Genomic DNA, 14,420 nt, shown 5'->3' on the forward strand with positions numbered 1-14,420 from the left:
CCGGCGCCAAGTGAACGCCAAGCGGAGCAAGTGACGCTGGGGCGGCCTTCGTACCCATCCGATCGTTGGAGCAAGTGAGCATGTCCGTCAACAGCAGCCACGGCGCGTCGTCCACCGCCGAGCGTCCTCATACCCACGAAATGGTCGTGGTGCACCGGGTGTTCCGCCGCGAGTCGGCCACGCTGCCACGGCTGGTGCGGGCCGTGCCGGACGGGGACACGGCCCGTGCGACGCGGATCGCCGGGGCGCTGCGGGACTACACCATGGGCCTGCACCACCATCACCACGCCGAGGACGAGCTGATCTGGCCGCTGTTGCGGACCCGTGGTCCGCACGACGAGGAACTCGTGGGCCGGATGCGGCTCCAGCACGAGGAGATCGACCGCACGCTCGCGGTGGTCGCCGAGTGGCTCCCCGTGTGGGAGCGGTCCGCCGACCGGATCTCCGGGGAGGAGCTGGCCCTGGCCCTGGACGCGCACCGGGCGGCCCTGCTGGTCCACCTGGACGAGGAGGAGCGGTCGGTCCTGCCGCTCGTCGCCGAGCATCTGACCGTCGCCCAGTGGGACCTGGTCGGTGAGCGGGGCATGGACGGCATACCGAAGAACAAGCGGATGCTGGCGTTGGGCGCCATCCTGGAGGAGGCGACGGCCGAGGAACAGGCCTACTTCCTGATCCGGGTTCCGCTGATCGGCAGGCTGCTGTGGCGGGCCCTGGGACGGCGTCAGTACGCCGCCTACCGCACCGCCATGCGCGCCCCGCTGGCCGGGGAGTAGCGCGATGTCACTCCTCGACTCCGCACCGCTCGACGTCCTGGACGCCTACCGGACCTGCGAGTTCGCCACTCTGGGCCGGGACGGCACCCCGCTCGCGTGGCCGACGGCCGTACGCCGCCGCCCGGACGGGACGCTGCTGCTGAGCACGTCCCTCGCGTTCGCCCAGAAGGCGCTGAACATCCGCCGGGACGGCCGTGTCGCGCTGCTCTTCTCCGAACCGACCGGCAGCGGGCTGAAGGAGCCCCGGCAGATCTTCGTCGGAGGGCGCGCCGAGTGTCCCGACGAGATCATGACGGGTCCCCAGGGCGCCGAGGACTACTGGCGGATGCTGTTCGAACGGCAGCCGCACAGCAGGTCGTACGTCCTTGCTCCGCTGAACCTGCTGATGGACTGGTACTACCTGCGGTTGCTGATCACGGTTACCCCCGACCAGGTCGTGGTGCGGCCGCCGCTGCCGGCCGCGGCACAGTCGCCGGACCGGGAGGACGGTCCGCTGCCCGGCGCCGGGCTGCTCGCGCGCTACCCGACGGCGGTCCTCGCCGCCCGTGACGCCACCGGCGCGCCGGTGCTGGCGCGCACCCGGCCCGTGCCCGCCGACGGCGGCTTCGCCGTGGACGTGCCGGCCGACTGCGCGGCCGTGCCGGGCCCCGCCTCCCTGCTGGTGCACCGGCACGACGAGCGTCTCAACAACATGCACAACGCGCTCGTACGGGGCGAACTGCGTGTCACGCAGGGCGGGTTGCTGCTGGTTCCGGCCGGCGTGGTGGAGCCGATGGGCTCGGGCCGCGCGAGCGAGGCGGTGTCCGTGCTGCGCACGACCCGCCGGGCCACGGCCCGCTATCTGCGCCGCCGCGGGCTCGAACGGCCCCAGGTGCGCTGGGAGGAGTTCCGGGCCCTCGCCCGCCAGGCACGCCGCGGCGACGGCGGCTGACCCGCGCGCCCGCCGCGCCCCGAACCTCCCTCAAGCTCCCTCTGGCGGAGTGGTCGCGGGTGATCGTGTCGTTCCGCCCGGGGCGCGGCGGGCCCGCGTGATGCCCCATCCCACCAGCGCCGCGGTCAGGAGCGTGAGGGCGAGGCCCGCCCAGGTGATCGCGTCGCGGAACTGTGCGGTCTGGTGAGTGCTCCAGTGCGATGTGGCGATGTCGCCGGTGAAGAGCGCCGCCAGGATGGTCCCGCCGACCGCGATGCCGATGCCGGTGGTGACCTCACCGGCGGTGTCGACCAGCGCCGAGCCGATGGTGGTGCGGTCGGCCGGGAGTCCGCGCATCACGTTGGTCCCGGCGACGACACCCACGACGCGCATCCCGGCGGCGACGAGCATGAGGGCGAGCGCGATCCACCCGTAGCCGAAGCGGCCCAGGAGCCCGTAGACGGCGAGCCCGCAGACGACGGCTCCCGCGCTCAGCCAGGCGGCCTTGTCGAGCCCGACGCGCGTGACCAGCGGACCGATGAGCGCACCGCCCGCGACGAGCACCACGACCTGCGGCAGCATGCCCAGGGCCGCCTGGGCCGGTGTCCAGCCCAGGTCGAGCTGGAGTTGCAGGGTCACGAGGTAGCCGAGACCGGCCGTCGCGAGACTTGCGGCCGCCTTGAACGCCAGGCCGCTCGACACGAGGGGACGGGCGACGAGTTCGAGGTCGAGCAGCGGATGGCGGGCGGACCGCTGGCGGACGACGAACAGCACGGCCGTCACGACGGCCGCCGCCGTCGTCAGCCACGGGAGCGGCGACGCGGCACCCGCGTCGAGGAACAGCGTGGGCGTCACGAGCGTCAGGACGATCGTGGCCGTGCCGAGCAGGGCACCGGCACCGTCGATCGGGGCTCGGTGCAACTCGTCCGCCGTGTCGGCGGGGATGCCGCGCCGGATGCCGACGAAGGCGAGTGCGGCGATCGGCACGTTCACCAGCAGCAGCATCTGCCAGGGAGCGAACGCGAGCACGAAGCCACCGGCCGTGGGTCCGACGGCGAGTCCGACCAGGCCGACGGTCGAGATCAGCGTGGTCGCGCGGACGCGGAGCCCGTCCTCGTCGAAGAGGCGGAACGCCAGCGCGAGGGAACCCGGTGTGGTCATCGCTGCCGCGACGCCCATCGCCGCGCGGACGGCGATGAGTTGGCCCGCGGTCGTGACGAACGCGGTCGCCAGGCTCGCCCCGCCCAGCAGCACCAGCCCGACCAGCATGACCTTGCGGCGGCCGACCCGGTCGGCCAGCGCGCCGAGGGCCAGCATCAGTCCGCCGAAGACGACGGCGTACACGCCCGTGACCCACTGCAGAACGGTCGTCGACGCCGACAGCTCACGACCGATGGTCGGCAACGCGACGTTGAGGATCGAGTTGTCGAGCATCTCGAACAGGAACACCGCCGACAGGCCGGCGAGGGCTACCGCGGCGTCACGGAGGGAACGTGGTGAACCCGCGCGGAGGGGGCGTGGTGAGCGGGAGGTGTCGGGGGGAGCAGCGGCCTTCTCGGCGGCTCCGGGACGACGGGTATGCACGGCGCACTCCTTCGATGTGAAGAAGTGGCGGCCCGTCCGGTACCGCGTATGCGCGTGTGTCCTCGGCTCGGTCGACCTGCGTCGACGGCCGGAAGCGAACACACGTTTCTACTTCCAGTGCTCCGACAGTACACCCGGCCCGGAGGTCACGTCACCGCGCTCCTCGGACCGGCAGGCTCATCCGCGTGCGCTTGTCACCCCCCGATTTCTGGGGGATTCACGCGGTTTTCCGTCCAGGGCATCGTCCTGGGTGTGCTCCGGACCACGGTGCACGAGCCCGGCACCACAGTGCCGAGGAACGATCAGGGGGAAGCACATGATGAAAAGGGTCCTGCCGCGTCGTGGCGCCGTCGTCGCGGCGCTGAGCGCCGGCGTGTTGTTCCTGGGAGTCGGCAGCGCGTCCGCCGCGAACGCGCTGATCCACGTGGGTGACAGCGCGGGCGTCTTCAAGACCCCGCACACCCGCAACGGCAAGGTGGGCGTGCCGGACCTGCGGTCCGGAGACGCCATCGTCGCCGACTGCTGGGACCGCGGTGACAACATCAGCAACCGCGGGAACGTCTGGTACCACACGGTGTCCGAGCGGTACACCGCCACCACGGGCCAGGAACTCTTCGTCACGGGGTGGACCTTCGGGGCGTACGTGGACGGCAACGAGGCATTCCACGACGGGGCGATTCCGGAGTGCTGACGGAATGATCCCGGTCGCCCGGTCCGCGGTCGTGCGGACCGGGCGGCCGCGCCGAAAGGGCGGGAACGGAAACCTCCAATTCCGATGTCCGATGAATTTGGCGTATACGCGCCAAGGAGTGTCACCTCTCGGCCAACGTGGGGCGAATCCATGCTCGTCGAGCGACCCAGATCCACACTCCTTCCATGAATTCGGACGTGGAACAGGCGGCCCGTTCCCTGGCGCCCGCGGTGGCGGAAGCGACGACAATCCCTGAACTGGGTGCCGTGATCTCGCGGCAGATCGCGCCCCTCGTACCGCACGACGGATACATGCTGAGGGGAGTCGATCCGATCACGGGCGCGGCATGTTTTCTTACGAAAGAACATGGTTATGCGGCGGCCTTCTACCGTGAACTGGAATCGGCGGAAATCCTCGGCCACGGGAAGCACACCTTGACGGCGTTGGTCGAAAACGGCCGGCCTGTCGCGGTCCTTGAATCCGACCCGCCGAGTGGGCGGCACCGTGTCCGGCACCAGGAGATCATGAGCACGACCGACGTCGGCAGCGAGCTGCGGGTGGCGCTGGCCCTCAAGGGGCTGACCTGGGGCTTGCTGGTACTGCTGCGGGCGAGAGCCGGCAGACCCTTCTCGAAGACCGACGCGGTGAACGCCGGCCGACTGGCCGCCCCGCTGGCGGAGGCGCTGAAGCGGTATGTCGCCGGTCGTTTCCTGCGTCCCGTTCGCAGCGCACCCCCGCCCGGAATTGTGGTGATCGACAGCAGCGACCGGATCAGGGCGGTGACGCGGACCGGCCATGAATGGGTGAGTAAACTCGTCCAGGACGCCGAGACGGCCGACGAGAGCGAGATATTCGCGCATGTCTGGAACATCGCCCTCATGGCACGGCAGCCGGGCCGTCAAGCACTGAGCCGTATTCCCGGCCCCGACGGGTGGATCGTGCTGGAGGCCCAGCGGCTCGACGACGCGGATCTCGGCGGTGTCGCGGTGACCATCCAGTCCGCCTCGTCCGAGGTACTGCTGCCCGCCGCGGCCGTTCTGTACGGGATCACCTCGCGGGAACAGGAGGTGATCCGGCGGGCTCTCGACGGTCTCGCCGTCAAGCAGATCGCGCGCAGTCTGAACCTTTCCCCGCACACCGTCAACGATCATTTCAAAGCGATCTACCGAAAGACGGGGGTCAACAGCCGCGAGGAACTCCTGTCGAGCCTTTCGCTGTGATCCGGCCGTCCCGTGTCGCCCTCTCCGGTCAGCCGCGGGGCAGGAGGAGGCGGGACAGCGCGGCGGTGGCGGTGAGCAGGGCGGCGACGGCGAGCAGGCCGGTCCGCATGCCCGGCAGCGAGAAGTCCGCGCCGGATCCGGCGAGCAGCCCGCCGAAGAGGGCGACGGCGAGCGCACCGCCGGTCTGCCGGAAGGAGTTGAGCAGGCCCGACGCCGTCCCCGCCCGCTCTCCCGGGACCGCGTCCATCAGCAGTGCGGTCAGCGCGGGCACCACGAGCGCACCGCCGACGCTCAGCGGCAGCAGCAGGAGAAGGACCAGCGGGACGGGGGTGTGCGCGGCAAGCGGCAGCATGGCCAGCATCGCTCCGGTGAAGATCACCTGTCCGGCGACGATCACCGGCCGCCGTCCGATGCGCTCCGCGAGTCGCGGTGAGACGAGGTTGGTCGCCGTGACCACCGCGGACATCGGGACGAACATCAGCCCCGCCTCGATCGCGGACATTCCGCGCAACTGCTGGTAGTACAGGCCGAGGAGGAAGATCCCGCCGTAGAACGCGGCGTTGACGGCGAAGCCGACCGCCAGCGGGACGGCCACCCGGCGGTCCGTCAGCATGCCCAGCGGGACCATGGGCGAACGGTGCCGCGCCTCCACGACGACGAAGGCGCACCCCGAGGCGCCGGCGAGCGCGGCGGCCGCCGCGACGGGACCACTGGTCCAGCCCAGGTGGCCGCCCTCGATCACCGCGAAGGCCAGCCCGGCCAGGGCCAGTACGGCGGTGAGCTGTCCGCCGGCGTCGACCGCGGCGGGCCGGCGCGCGGAGCGCGGCACCCGGACCAGCAGGCCCAGGATCACCGCGCCCACCGGGAGGTTGAGGAGGAAGACCGCCCGCCAGCCGGCCGAGTCGGTGAGCAGGCCGCCCAGTACCGGACCCGCGGCCATCGCCACCGAGCCGCCGACGGTCCACAGCGCGATGGCGCGGGCGCGGGCCCGGGCGTCGTCGTACGCCTGCCGGATCAACGCCAGCGAGGCCGGCATCACGATCGCGGCGGCGCCGCCCTGCGCGACGCGCGCGGCGACCAGCGCGCCGATGCCGGGCGCCAGTGCGCAGCCGAGGGAGGCGAGGGTGAACAGGGCCACGCCCCAGCCGTAGGCGCGACGGGCGCCGGCCCGGTCGGCGAGGGCGCCGGCGGAGATCATCAGGGCCGCGAACATCAGGGTGTACGCGTCCACCACCCATTGCAGTCCGGTCATGCCGCCGCTGAGGGACGTGCCGATGGCGGGCAGGGCGATGTTGACGGCCGAGACGTCGATGGTGATCACCGTGAAGCCGAGCAGGGCCGCGATCAGGGCGACGCGCCCACGCGGCGGCTCGGTGGCCGCGTCGGCGGCCGGGTTCGCTGGTCGGGACCCGTGCGGACGTTCTCGCCTCAGCGTGGACGCCGACGACCGCGGGTCGCGTCCGCGGGCGGTCGCGGCGGCCGCTGAAGGGACGGAGGCCGAAGAAGGAACGGAGGCCGCTGAAGGGGCAGGGGTGCGCATGATGAACTCCTCGGCAGGCAGCGGGAATCGGTCGTGGTCGGGGAGGGTCGGCGGGCGGCTCCGGACCGCCGGGGCCGCGGTCCTGTGCCTCGCACACCCTGGGCCTCGGCGGTCGGGCCGCCCGCTTCGAGTTCAACTCTCCGCCTCCGCGCGGCGGTCCGGCAGACCGGCCTGTTCCCGGGGTGCGGCGTTCCAGGGTCTGACAGGGCCCCCCACGTTCCCGGCCGGCCTGCCAGAATGGGCCGAATGGCAGCGACGGACGCGCGGGGAACCGAACTCGGCAGATATCTGAAGGCCCGCAGGGCACAGGTCCGGCCGGAGGACGTCGGCCTGCCGGTCGGCGCGGGTCTGCGCCGCACCCCCGGGCTGCGCCGGGAGGAGCTGGCCGCGCTGGCGGGAGTGAGCGTCGACTACTACATCCGTCTGGAGCGCGGCCGGGAGACCAATCCCTCCCCCGCCGTCGTGGACGGGCTCGGCCGGGCCCTGCGGCTGCGCGGCGACGGCTACGAACGCCTGCACGAGCTCGTGGAGTTGGCCTCCGGGCGGGCCGGCGAGCTGCCCGCCTCCGCCGATCACACGGTGCGTGAGTCGGTGTCGCGGATGCTGGAGTCGATGCGTCCGCTCCCCGCCTACGTGGTGAGCCGCTACAACCGCGTACTGGCCGCGAATCCACCCGGCCGGCGGCTGCTGCCGGGACTCTGGGACTGGCCCGAGGAGCAGCGCAATCTGACCCGCTACCTCTTCCTCCACCCGGTCGGCCGGACGCTGTACGAGCCGTGGGAGGAGACGGTCGCGCTCTCGGTGGCGCATCTGCGGGCGGTCGCCGGAGCGGACCCGGACGACCCCGAGCTGACCACGCTCGTCGGTGAACTGGTGCTGAAGTCACCGGAGTTCGCCGGGCTCTGGGAGCGGTACGACGTCTGCGAACGCGGGGGCGGGCAGAAGTCCTTCCGGCATCCGAGGGTCGGAGCGATGACGCTGACGTACGAGGTCATGCGGCTGGCCCGGACGGGCGGTCAGCGGATGGTGGTCTACCAGGCCGCACCCGGCACCCCGGACGAGGCGGCCATGCTCCGCCTGGACCCCGCGGAGACGCGACCGCGGTCGGCCCGCTCGGACCATCCGGAGCCGGCCGACGATCCGTATCTCACCGACACCCCGGCCCCGGCCCCCGCCTCGGCCGGCTGAGCCCCCGCCCCCGCACTCTGGCCGGGCTGGGGCCGCGGCTCTACGATGCGTTCGTGGACGGGGCCACCCTTTTGAATCTGCTGGCCATTTCGATCTCTGTGATAGCCGTCGTCGCCTCGATGTGGTTCGGGGCTCGGCAGGTGCAGATCGCCCGGCAGGCCAACTACATACCCGCGCTGATGGATCTGCTCGCCGAGTTCCGCTCCGCGGAGCTGCACGAGCAGTACGCCTACGTCCTCCGCGATCTCAACCGTGAGCATGCGCCGGACGGCGGACTCCGAGGACTGTCACCCGCCGCCAAGACGGCGGTGTACAGCGTCGCCTACTTCTTCCAGACGCTCGCCGGTCTCTACGCGCTGGGCGTCATCGACGAGACCGCCGCCATCGTCATGGCGCGGGCCCGGATCACGAAGGTGTGGGAAGCGATCGCACCGTTCGTGGAGCGAGAACGCCAGTTTCCGGACGTCGACCCGAACCTCCTGAGTCTCCTGCAGGCCTACGCGGGCGTCTCGCAGCGGTTCAACGGTCCCTCCAACGAGGAACTCATCTGGGCACGGTGGCACGAGAGGCGCTCCCCGTTGCGGCATCGCCTGTTCGGGCGTCGCGGACCCTGGCCGAGGTGAGACGACACCGCCGCTTTCCGAGGCCTCCGCGAGCCGCCAGGGCCGGTCCCGTCGGGGCCGGCCCTGGCGGCGGGGGTCAGGAACCGTCCGCGTGGACCGCGTACACGTAGCGCTTGTTGACGTACTCGCCCACGTTCCAGATCACGGACTCGCCGAACGACCAGTTGGACGCTCCGCTGCTGTGGTAGCTGAGGTCCTCGCAGCCGATGACGAGGTCGCACACCGCGCTCGCCGTCGAGCCTCCGGAGGTGAAGGTGCGCAGTGTCCCCTTGGTGGAGGGCCCGTCGCTGGCGGAGAGGTAGTGCTTGGTCTTGCGGGACACGACGCCCTGGATCTTCTGCTGGCCGACGGTGACGGCCTCCGTCGCGGTGAGCGAGGCGAGCTGCCGGTCGGTGTAGTCGAGGTCCCAGCGGACCACCTTGGGCGTGGTGGTGCTCACCCCGGTGCCGTTGAAGGTGCCGTCCGTGTAACTGACCGTGCCGGACAGGGAGTACTCGCTGATCACCAGGCTGTCGGGGGTGCTGGCGCGGTCGAGACCGATGGCCGTGTAGCGCAGGTACTTCCCCGCGTTGTCGTAGGCGTGGCTCTGCGGCAGGACGTACTGGTACCCGTACCCGTAGTACTGCCCGTCGGTGTGCAGACCGCACACGTCCTTCTCGGTCAGCGGCACCTTGAAGAGGGTGTTGAGGTCGAACACCCTCAGGCCCTTGTAGGTGTCCACCACGTAGAGCAGGTTGCCGTACCACATGATGCCGCCCGCGTGCTTGCGGATCGGGTTGAACGAGAACTCCCCGGCCGCGGTCTTCACGGGCTCGACCAGCAGCACGTGCCGGTACTTCGGCGCCGACTCGTTGTTGTAGTTCACGAACGTGAGGCGCAGGCCCTTGTCGAGCGCGTACTTGGGCTTCGGGGTCCCGTCGGGGTTGGTGTCGCCGTCGGGGTTGTCCTCGAAGTACCAGGAGGCGAGGACGACGCGGTCGGTGCCGCCGTCGGGGTAGGTGCCGTCGCCGTAGGCGTCCGCGCTGGTGGTGACACCCTGCGGAATCCAGTAGTCGACCGCCTGGTCGTCGGAGTCCCAGGCGAAGCCCGTCTGGAAGGCCTCGGACGTGCTGGGGGCGCTGGTCAGGTGGGTGGCGCTGCGGTTCATGTCGGCTATGACGGTGGTCGCGTCCACCGTGGGCAGCTTGGTCGCCAGACCCGCGCTCAGCTCGGCGAACTCGCCGTAGCCGTTGGAGGTCCGGGCGGTGAGGCTGAACTGGCCGGCGTCGATGGTGGCCGCCTGGGCCGGGGAGGCGGAGAGAACGCTGCCCGCGGCTCCGACGAACGGGGCGGCGGCGAGTCCCTTGATGATCGCTCTGCGTGTCATGGTCACAGCAGGGGAAACTAGGGGTTTCTTGATCATCAACGCAAGCGGTCCGACGGGCGAACACCGGGGCCGCCGCGCCGCCGGGCATCGGGGCCCCGGGCATCAGACCCGCGATCGGGGGTACCCCGGCAGAGAAGCCCCGTATCGGAGGAGCAAGATGTTCGAGGCAGGCGACATCCGAGAATGGCGTGGTCACGACGTGGTGGACCCCGATGGTCACAAGATCGGCACCCTGGAGTCCGTCTACGTCGACACCGCCACCGACGCCCCATCGTTCGCCACCGTGACCGTGGGCCTGCCCACGCGCCGTCGCCTGGTGTTCGTACCCCTGGACCACGCGACCGTCGGTCCCGGTTACCTGCGCGTGGCCCATGACCGGAACCTCGTGAAGAGCGCCCCCTCCATCGACACGGACGGCGTCCTGCCCGCCACGGACGAACCGGACGTCTTCGCGCACTACGAGCTCAAGTACACGCCGGGGCTCCAGGGCGAGCGTCGTCTCGCCCGTCGCTGATCCGCGCCGCCGAAGCCCCGGGAGAACCGATGAGCCTGTTCCTGTTCCTGATCCTCGTGGCCGTCGTGCTGGGCATCATCGGAGTCGCCGCCCACGGCCTGTTCTACCTGCTGGTCATCGGCGTCGTCGTCCTTCTCGCCGCTCTCGCCTACGGCATCCTGCGGCTGCGCCACGGCGGCCGGAAGCAGCGCGTCGCGCGCTGAGCGCGGCACCCGCCCCGGCCGGCGCGGACCGTTCACCGTGGTGAGACGGTCCCCCGCGTCGCCCCGGAGCGGCTGGTCACCGGCGTCGCCGCGGCGCGGCGGTCACCCGCCCAGGTACGGGCTGTAGAGCGCGGACAGGAAGCGGGTGACGATGACCTCGCGCGTCGTCGCCGGGAGGGCGTCCAGAAGACGGTTGACCGGGGCCATCCGGGCCGCGTCGTCGCCGCTCAGGTCGACGCCCGCGGCAGGGAGCAGTGCCGCGAAGGAGGCGTTGTCGAGTTCGGTCAGGTCCACCTGCCCGAGCAGGTCGACGATGTCCGCGGGCGGTGCCGGGGGTCCGAGCGGCCGGACGACGTCGACGCACTCCCGCAGGACGGCGAGCAGGTCCTCGACCCCTCGCTCGCTGACTCCGGTGAGCGTCAGATGCAGGTTGGCCGGCAGGCCGTCGAGACTGAGCTGCGGCTGGAGGAAGAAGCCCCGGGCACGGGTCTCGTCGGCGAGGGCGAAGAGGTCGAGCGGGGTCCCGGCCGCCGGGTCGGTGCCGATCGCGACGAGGGTGGCCTCGGGCGTACCGAGGACGGTGAGGCCGTCGATCTCCTCGACTCCGCCGATCAGTCTGCGGGTCGCGGACAGGGCGGCGCGGCCCAGTTCGCGGTAGCCGTCGGCGCCGAGTGCCTGCAGGGTGGCCCAGGCCCCGGCGAGCGGCCCGGCCCCCTTGCTGCTCTGGATCGTGGAGTTGACGACGCTGTAGCCGGGCCAGGTGGCGCAGGCGTAGTAGGCGTCGAGGCGCAGGGCCTCGTCACGGAACAGCAGGACGGAGGCGCCCTTGGGGGCGTAGCCGAACTTGTGCAGGTCGCAGGAGAGGGAGGTGACGCCGGGGACGGAGAGGTCGAAGGGCGGGACGGGCGCGCCCGCCTCGGCGAGCCAGGGCAGCAGCCAGCCCCCGACGCACGCGTCGACGTGGCAGGGGATGCCGCGGGCGGCGGCGTCGGCGGCTATCTCGGCGACGGGGTCGATGACACCGTGGGCGTAGGACGGCGCGGAGGCGACGACGAGGACCGTGTTCTCGTTGCAGAGTTCGGCCATCGCGGCGGGGTCGGCGCGGTAGGTCACGGGGTCGACGGGCGCGCTGCGCACGGTGACCCGCAGATAGCTGCCGGCCTTGTGGAAGGCGGCGTGGGCGGTGACGGGGACGACGATCTCCGGGGCGAGGACGTCCGGGCGGGCGTCCCGGGCGGCCTTCACCGCGAGGATGATCGACTCGGTGCCGCCGCTGGTGAAGATGCCGGGCGTGGCGTCGTCTCCGCCGAGGCGGGTGGCGGTCGCGCCGACGACCTGGCGTTCGAGGGTGACGATGCTGGGGAACGCGGTCGGGTCCAGACCGTTGACCTCCATCATCGTCAGGTACGCCTGTTCGGCGGCCTCGCGTACCTCGGGGCGCCCGCTGTCGTAGACGTAGGCGGTGGTGTTGCCGCCCCGCGTGGGCAGGTCGGCGGCGGTGAGGACGGCGAGTTCGGCGAGGAGGTCGGCGCCGGAGCGGCCGGTCTCGGGCAGGCCCGGGTGGGCGGCCGGAGCACCTGTGGTGGTCTGCTGAGGAGTCGTCATCGAGGAGTTTCCGTTTCTCGTACGGCACGGCGGCGGCCGTAGGCGCGCAGGGCCGGCAGGGAGAGCAGCATGAGCAGGGCGGGCACGAGGCTGAAGCCGAGGAGGATTCCGGTGCGCGCGGTGGCGGTCTGGGCGACCGGGTGGTCCAGGGTCGAGGAGACGAAGCCGGTGGCGGCCAGGGCGATCGAGTAGGCGCCGGGTCCGGCCGCGAGGCCGACGGTCTCCCCTGCCGTCCACAGTCCGGTGAACGCGCCCGACTGGACCTGTCCGGTCCGTGCCGTGTCGGCGTGCACCGTGTCGGGCAGCAGGGCGAGCGGCAGGACCTGCAGGGCCGCGTAACAGACGCCGAGCAGCCCGCAGAGCGCGAGGGTCGCGGCGACCGCCGCGGTTCGGCTGCCGCTTCCGGCGGCCGGGAGCAGGGCGGCGGCGCCGAGGGCGTAGCCGCAGGTGGCCACGGTGAGGCAGCGCAGTCGTCCCCACCGTCCGGCGGCCTTGGCCCACAGCGGGACGGCGACGGCGCTCGGTGCGACCAGGCAGACGAAGAGCATCGAGGTCAGTCCGTAGCCGCCGAGGCGGTAGGTGGCGACGTACGGCGCGGCGGCGAGCATGATCGCGACGGCGGCGGCCTGGAGCACGAAGGCGAGGAGCAGCGCGAAGAAGGAGCGGTTGCCGCGTGCGGTGCGGAAGGCGGCGACGAGTCCGAGGGGTTCGGGTCCGGGCCGTGAACGCACCCAGCGGGTACCGAGCGCGGGCACGAGCAGGACCACCGCGATGACGAGGCCGACGGTCAGGCCCATCGTCGCGTACCCCTTGCGGCCCCCGCCCGCGGCGTCGACGACGAGGGGTGCCGCGCCGCCGGCGACGAGGATGCCCAGGGTCAGGAAGACGATCCGCCAGACCATGATCCGGGTGCGGACGGACGGCACGGAGGACATCTCGGCGGGCAGGGCGACGTACGGCACCTGGAACAGCGAGAAGGCGCTGGCGGCCAGGACGAAGGTGACCGTCACCCACACCGCGGCGCCCGTGCCGGTCATCGGGGACAGGAACATCGCGGCGAACGCGGCGGGCAGGGCGAGGCCGCCGGCGACGAGCAGCCGGGTCCGCCGGCCGGTGCGGACGGCCTCGCGGTCGCTCGCGGCCCCGACCACCGGGTTGAACACGGCGTCCCAGGCCTTGGGCAGGGCGACGACGAGCCCGGCGATGCCGGCGGGGACGCCGAGCGCGTCGGTCATGAAGTAGAGGAGGAGCAGGCCGGGGACGGTCGAGAAGAGACCGGTGCCGACCGAGCCGAGTCCGTAGACGAACAGGCGGCGCCGGGTGAGTCCGCCGACGGCGGCCGGGGGGACGAGGGCGGTCGTCATCGGCGCTCCTGGTCGCGCGATGCGGGGACCCCGAGCCCGAGGTCACGCAGGACCAGGGCGCGCAGATGGGCGCGGAAGCGCGGGACCTGGGCACGGATGCCGGAGCGGCAGAAGCCGTGGGTGTTCCACAGGACCGTGTGGACGGTCATCTCGACGTCCGCGGATTCGGTGGACCGTCCGGCGGGGACGACCTCGCGGACGGTGTCGCGCACCGACTCGATGAGCGGCCGTGCGTAGGCGGCCTCCAGGTCGGCGAACTCGGCGGCGTCCGAGAGCCAGCGGCGCATCCACAGGGCCGGGATGTGCGGCTGGTCGAGACAGAAGTCGAGGTACCGGTCGACCAGGCCGGTGACGGCCGCGACCGGATCGGTGGGCGCGAGTTCCCGGAAGGCGGCCAGCGCGTCCGTCAGCACCCGCTGTTCGGCGAGGTGGGCGCGGAGCATGACCTCCCGGTAGAGGTCCGGCTTCCCGCCCACGTGGTAGGCGACGGTGGCCATGTTCAGCCCGGCCTCGGCGGCGATCCGCCGGGTGCTCGTGCCGTCGTAGCCGTGGTCGGCGAAGAGGGTGGTGGCGGCGGCGATGATGCGTTCACGGCTGGCGTCGGCGGGCGGTGGGGCCGGGGCCGGTGGGTCGGGCGGAGAGTCGGGCATGGCCGGGAGACTATGCCGCCGGACCGCGTCTATCAATCGATTGATGGAGACGATTTCCCGCGTGTCGGGGGGAGCATGTTCTCCGGCTGCGCCGGGCCTTCGCCCTGTGCGTCGACTGTGATGCACGACACATGAAAACGGTCAGTTTTTACCCTGCGGAATGATCAATGGGGCCGTGGCGTCCGTACC

General features: G+C 71.7%; 14 protein-coding genes. 8 read left to right on the forward strand and 6 right to left on the reverse strand.

The genetic code is table 11. The features are described 5' to 3' along the window. Nucleotides 1-80: 80 nt before the first annotated feature. Both ACZ4TO_RS31545 and ACZ4TO_RS31550 read left to right on the forward strand, forming a co-directional pair. A complete protein-coding gene (locus tag ACZ4TO_RS31545; protein ID WP_468026018.1) occupies nt 81-773 on the forward strand; it encodes a hemerythrin domain-containing protein in 693 nt (230 codons plus the stop codon). Nucleotides 774-777: 4 nt separating this feature from the next. Then, nucleotides 778-1,704 (forward strand): pyridoxamine 5'-phosphate oxidase family protein, encoded by a 927-nt coding sequence (locus ACZ4TO_RS31550; protein ID WP_468026019.1) that lies wholly within the window; start codon nt 778-780, stop codon nt 1,702-1,704. A gap of 30 nt (nt 1,705-1,734) precedes the next feature. Here the strand turns inward: ACZ4TO_RS31550 and ACZ4TO_RS31555 are convergent, their stop codons facing one another. Further along, complete coding sequence (locus ACZ4TO_RS31555; protein WP_468026020.1) at nt 1,735-3,267, reverse strand: MFS transporter; 1,533 nt, start codon at nt 3,265-3,267, stop codon at nt 1,735-1,737. A 316-nt stretch (nt 3,268-3,583) separates the two neighbouring features. Between ACZ4TO_RS31555 and ACZ4TO_RS31560 the strand changes: the two genes are divergently transcribed. Both ACZ4TO_RS31560 and ACZ4TO_RS31565 read left to right on the forward strand, forming a co-directional pair. Next, nucleotides 3,584-3,958, forward strand: a complete 375-nt coding sequence (locus ACZ4TO_RS31560) for a hypothetical protein (RefSeq protein ID WP_382778630.1) — start codon at nt 3,584-3,586, stop codon at nt 3,956-3,958. Between the two features lie 185 nt (nt 3,959-4,143). Next, nucleotides 4,144-5,178, forward strand: a complete 1,035-nt coding sequence (locus tag ACZ4TO_RS31565; RefSeq protein ID WP_468026021.1) for a helix-turn-helix transcriptional regulator — start codon at nt 4,144-4,146, stop codon at nt 5,176-5,178. Nucleotides 5,179-5,206: 28 nt separating this feature from the next. Here ACZ4TO_RS31565 and ACZ4TO_RS31570 read toward each other — a convergent pair whose 3' ends face one another. After that, nucleotides 5,207-6,718 carry an MFS transporter gene (locus ACZ4TO_RS31570; RefSeq protein ID WP_468026022.1) on the reverse strand — a complete coding sequence of 504 codons (1,512 nt, stop codon included), beginning with the start codon at nt 6,716-6,718 and terminating at the stop codon, nt 5,207-5,209. 246 nt (nt 6,719-6,964) lie between these two features. Between ACZ4TO_RS31570 and ACZ4TO_RS31575 the strand changes: the two genes are divergently transcribed. Both ACZ4TO_RS31575 and ACZ4TO_RS31580 read left to right on the forward strand, forming a co-directional pair. Further along, nucleotides 6,965-7,906 (forward strand): helix-turn-helix domain-containing protein, encoded by a 942-nt coding sequence (locus ACZ4TO_RS31575; RefSeq protein ID WP_468026023.1) that lies wholly within the window; start codon nt 6,965-6,967, stop codon nt 7,904-7,906. A 53-nt stretch (nt 7,907-7,959) separates the two neighbouring features. Then, complete coding sequence (locus ACZ4TO_RS31580; RefSeq protein ID WP_382778634.1) at nt 7,960-8,529, forward strand: DUF4760 domain-containing protein; 570 nt, start codon at nt 7,960-7,962, stop codon at nt 8,527-8,529. A 76-nt stretch (nt 8,530-8,605) separates the two neighbouring features. On the opposite strand, the gene ACZ4TO_RS31585 is transcribed toward ACZ4TO_RS31580, so the two are convergent. Beyond that, a complete protein-coding gene (locus ACZ4TO_RS31585; protein WP_468026024.1) occupies nt 8,606-9,895 on the reverse strand; it encodes a hypothetical protein in 1,290 nt (429 codons plus the stop codon). A 157-nt stretch (nt 9,896-10,052) separates the two neighbouring features. Here ACZ4TO_RS31585 and ACZ4TO_RS31590 point away from each other — a divergent pair, with 157 nt between their 5' ends. Next, nucleotides 10,053-10,409, forward strand: coding sequence for a PRC-barrel domain-containing protein (locus ACZ4TO_RS31590; protein ID WP_382778636.1), 357 nt, complete (start codon nt 10,053-10,055; stop codon nt 10,407-10,409). Nucleotides 10,410-10,438: 29 nt separating this feature from the next. Beyond that, nucleotides 10,439-10,612 carry a hypothetical protein gene (locus ACZ4TO_RS31595; RefSeq protein WP_468026025.1) on the forward strand — a complete coding sequence of 58 codons (174 nt, stop codon included), beginning with the start codon at nt 10,439-10,441 and terminating at the stop codon, nt 10,610-10,612. Nucleotides 10,613-10,714: 102 nt separating this feature from the next. On the opposite strand, the gene ACZ4TO_RS31600 is transcribed toward ACZ4TO_RS31595, so the two are convergent. The 3 genes from ACZ4TO_RS31600 to ACZ4TO_RS31610 are packed head-to-tail and all read right to left on the reverse strand — an operon-like array spanning nt 10,715 to nt 14,231. Further along, entirely contained in the window at nt 10,715-12,217 is a 1,503-nt protein-coding gene (locus ACZ4TO_RS31600) for a pyridoxal phosphate-dependent decarboxylase family protein (protein WP_468026026.1), read from the reverse strand. After that, entirely contained in the window at nt 12,214-13,581 is a 1,368-nt protein-coding gene (locus ACZ4TO_RS31605; protein WP_382778639.1) for an MFS transporter, read from the reverse strand. The genes ACZ4TO_RS31600 and ACZ4TO_RS31605 overlap by 4 nt, the downstream gene beginning before the upstream one ends. Further along, on the reverse strand, nt 13,578-14,231 hold the full coding sequence (locus ACZ4TO_RS31610; protein WP_382778640.1) for a TetR/AcrR family transcriptional regulator: 654 nt from the start codon (nt 14,229-14,231) through the stop codon (nt 13,578-13,580). The genes ACZ4TO_RS31605 and ACZ4TO_RS31610 overlap by 4 nt, the downstream gene beginning before the upstream one ends. Between the last annotated feature and the right edge of the window lie 189 nt (nt 14,232-14,420).

It is taken from the genome of Streptomyces sp. NPDC028298 (assembly GCF_055565895.1).

Excerpts from the sequence above, each read along its gene's own strand:
- ACZ4TO_RS31545 (WP_468026018.1), top strand. The coding sequence starts at position 81 with ATGTCCGTCAACAGCAGCCACGGCGCGTCGTCCACCGCCGAGCGTCCT.
- ACZ4TO_RS31550 (WP_468026019.1), top strand. The coding sequence starts at position 778 with ATGTCACTCCTCGACTCCGCACCGCTCGACGTCCTGGACGCCTACCGG.
- ACZ4TO_RS31560 (WP_382778630.1), top strand. The coding sequence starts at position 3,584 with ATGATGAAAAGGGTCCTGCCGCGTCGTGGCGCCGTCGTCGCGGCGCTG.
- ACZ4TO_RS31565 (WP_468026021.1), top strand. The coding sequence starts at position 4,144 with ATGAATTCGGACGTGGAACAGGCGGCCCGTTCCCTGGCGCCCGCGGTG.
- ACZ4TO_RS31570 (WP_468026022.1), bottom strand. The coding sequence starts at position 6,718 with ATGCGCACCCCTGCCCCTTCAGCGGCCTCCGTTCCTTCTTCGGCCTCC.
- ACZ4TO_RS31575 (WP_468026023.1), top strand. The coding sequence starts at position 6,965 with ATGGCAGCGACGGACGCGCGGGGAACCGAACTCGGCAGATATCTGAAG.
- ACZ4TO_RS31585 (WP_468026024.1), bottom strand. The coding sequence starts at position 9,895 with ATGACACGCAGAGCGATCATCAAGGGACTCGCCGCCGCCCCGTTCGTC.
- ACZ4TO_RS31590 (WP_382778636.1), top strand. The coding sequence starts at position 10,053 with ATGTTCGAGGCAGGCGACATCCGAGAATGGCGTGGTCACGACGTGGTG.
- ACZ4TO_RS31595 (WP_468026025.1), top strand. The coding sequence starts at position 10,439 with ATGAGCCTGTTCCTGTTCCTGATCCTCGTGGCCGTCGTGCTGGGCATC.
- ACZ4TO_RS31600 (WP_468026026.1), bottom strand. The coding sequence starts at position 12,217 with ATGACGACTCCTCAGCAGACCACCACAGGTGCTCCGGCCGCCCACCCG.
- ACZ4TO_RS31605 (WP_382778639.1), bottom strand. The coding sequence starts at position 13,581 with ATGACGACCGCCCTCGTCCCCCCGGCCGCCGTCGGCGGACTCACCCGG.
- ACZ4TO_RS31610 (WP_382778640.1), bottom strand. The coding sequence starts at position 14,231 with ATGCCCGACTCTCCGCCCGACCCACCGGCCCCGGCCCCACCGCCCGCC.